Origin of the sequence: Candidatus Rhabdochlamydia sp. W815 (genome assembly GCF_018642185.1) — a bacterium.
Classification (GTDB): Bacteria; Chlamydiota; Chlamydiia; order Chlamydiales; family Rhabdochlamydiaceae; genus Rhabdochlamydia; species Rhabdochlamydia oedothoracis.
On record NZ_JAAVTY010000138.1, the window covers coordinates 1 to 3,062 of the forward strand.

Annotated in this window: 1 protein-coding gene; it reads left to right on the forward strand. The window is 36.4% G+C overall.

The features are described from left to right. The first annotated feature begins 238 nt into the window (after positions 1-238). Positions 239-2,782: a type I DNA topoisomerase gene (gene topA, locus RHOW815_RS07485; protein WP_215217694.1), complete on the forward strand. Its 2,544-nt coding sequence runs from the start codon at positions 239-241 to the stop codon at positions 2,780-2,782. The last annotated feature ends 280 nt before the right edge of the window (positions 2,783-3,062 follow it).

The window sequence follows — 3,062 nt, forward strand, 5'->3', positions numbered from 1 at the left end:
TTACGAGAAATATCGCTTGGATAAGAGCGGGTCATAATTACCTCCAAAGGTTTTATGAAAACTATCATTATACCTTACTGAAAAGATTTTAAACAGGCTCTAAGACATCTTAGGAGAAATTTATCTTGATTTTGACAAGCATAGCACTTAAGCTGCCCACTTTTAATCCATTTTGTGACTTGTCTTTTAAAACAGTCTTGTTGTACTGCTGGTTTAAAATAGATATACATAGGTTATAATGACAAAAGCATTAATTATTGTAGAATCTCCGGCTAAAATTAAAACACTAAGAAAGCTCTTAGGATCAAATTACCTATTCGAATCCTCATTAGGACATATACGCGATTTGCCACAAAAAGGTTTTGGAATTGATGTCGAGAATGACTTTGAGCCACAATACACCATTATGTCCGATAAAAAGGATGTAATTGATCGTTTAAAAAAAGCGGCAAAACAGGTAAGCATTGTTTACTTATCTCCAGACCCTGACAGAGAAGGAGAAGCAATTGCATGGCATATTGCTTCGATTCTCCCTAAAGGGACTAAATTTAAACGAGTCACTTTTAATGCGATTACTAAAGAAGCGGTATCAGAGGCACTAAAGAACCCCCGTCAAATTGACCAAGGTCTGGTAGATGCACAACAAGCGCGTAGATTGCTCGATCGAATTGTAGGATATAAGATTTCGCCTATTCTCATGCGCCGAGTACAAGGCGCGCGAGATGGAGGACTTTCCGCAGGTCGTGTTCAATCAGTTGCATTAAAGCTAGTCGTTGATAGGGAAAAAGAAATTGAAGTTTTTCTTCCTGTTGAATATTGGAATATTCAATCCATTTTGCAAACAGATAAAAATAGTACACCGATTTATGCTTGCCTTTATGCAATCGATGGAAAAAAAGTAGAAAAAGAAGCGGTCCCCGGTAAAGATTATATCCTTATTAATAAGGAAGAAGCGGCTCATAAAGTTGTAGCACAGCTACAAAATTCTTCCTATAAAGTACAATCTGTTGAAAGAAAAGAAAAAAAACGCAATTCAGTACCTCCTTTTATTACCTCCACTTTACAACAAGAAGCAAGTCGACACTTTGGATTTTCCGCATCGCGCACTATGAATATTTCGCAAGGCCTGTATGAAGGAATTGACCTTGGCAATACAGGAGCTGAAGGGTTAATTACCTATATGCGTACCGATTCTGTTCGTATTGCTCCAGAAGCAATTGACTTAGCCCGCAAGTATATTACAAAAGTATATGGTAAAGAATTTCTCCCCTCTCAAGGCAAACAGTACTCTAGTAAAAAAAATGCCCAAGACGCTCACGAAGCTATAAGACCTACTAGCTTACAATATAGCCCAGAGGAAATTAAAAGCTATCTGACAACTGATCAATATAAATTATACCTACTGATTTGGCGTCGGTTTTTAGCTTCTCAAATGAATCCAGCCATCTATGATACGGTTTCCTGCGACATCATAACCAATCAAAACATGTTGCTGCGCGCTACGGGCTCTACTCTTAAATTTTCTGGATTTTTAGTCGTGTATGAAGAAAAAAAAGATGTTCCTGAAAAAGAAGAGCAGCAAGAAGATGAAAAAATGCTCCCTTCTTTGGTTGAAGGTCAACCCTTACTTCTCCTTGATGTGGATGCACAGCAAGCTTTTACCCGTCCTCCTCCTCGCTTCACAGAAGCCTCTCTTGTTAAAGAATTAGAAAAATCAGGAATTGGTCGCCCTTCCACATATGCAACCATCATGAATAAGATTCAAAGTAGGGATTATACGGTTAAAGAAAAAGGTTCTCTTAAACCAACAGAGCTGGGAAGAGTCATTGCACAAATGTTAGAAGAAAATTTTAAAATGATCATGGATGTAGGTTTTACTTCTGCAATGGAAGATGAATTAGAGGAAATTGCCTATAATCATAAAAACTGGAAAGTATTACTTCATGATTTTTGGAAAAGATTTATTCCTTTTGTAGTAGCTGCTGAAAAAGAAGCCTTTGTTCCACGAGTAGCTACAGATATTGATTGTCCTAATTGTGGTCATAAATTAGAAAAAATCTGGGCACGCAATAAATACTTTTATGGTTGTTCTAGCTATCCTACTTGCGACTTTACTACCCCTTTAGAAGCCTTAAATTTCAATAAAGAAGATTACGACCCTAACTTTAATTGGGATCAACTCTGTTCTAAATGTGGTAGCGCCATGAAAATTCGCTATGGTCGATTTGGTACTTTTCTAGGCTGTTCACGATACCCAGAATGTAAGGGAATTGTGAATATCCCTAAAAAAGATGAAATTTCAGCACAAGATCTCCCTACATGTCCTGCTTTAGGATGTGATGGGAAAATGGTGCAACGCCGTTCTCGTTTTGGTAAACCCTTTTTTTCCTGTTCTAACTATCCAGATTGCGATATAATCATCAATAATCTTGATCAACTCACTGAAAAATATGTGAATCATCCTAAAACTCCCTATGTTTCTAAAAAACCAAAAAAAGGAAAAAAAAGCCCTTCTAAAATAAAAAAAACAGATAAAAAGCCCATAAAAAATGCACATTTATATACCCTATCTTCTGAACTGCAAGCCATTGTTAAAGAAGAAAAGCTATCTCGCCCGGAAGTGGTAAAAAAAATGTGGGAGTATATCAAAAAACATAACTGCCAAGACCAAAAAAATAAGCGCCTGATTATTCCAGATACCAAATTAGCTAAAGTCTTTGGCTCAAAAGAGCCAATTGACATGCTCAAACTAGCAGGTCTTTTGACTCCGCATTTGCAATGATTTTTAAACAATAGCCTACAAAAATGCCAGTATGAGTCCAAATGTAGCTACAAAAAATTCCCTGAATAAACTGCAGGCAAATGAACATTACAATCACAGAGAGTAAAAGAGCTAAAATTGTCTTTTTTTCTTTCAAAGAGATCAAAGGGTTTTTAAAAAGATTGCGTACTATTTGATGAACCTATCTTGAATTAAATTTACTGTTTTAAAGATACTTGCCGACTTAAGAAATTCATCCAATATCCCAGTAGTCCAAACATTAATAGTCCGTTCCAATATA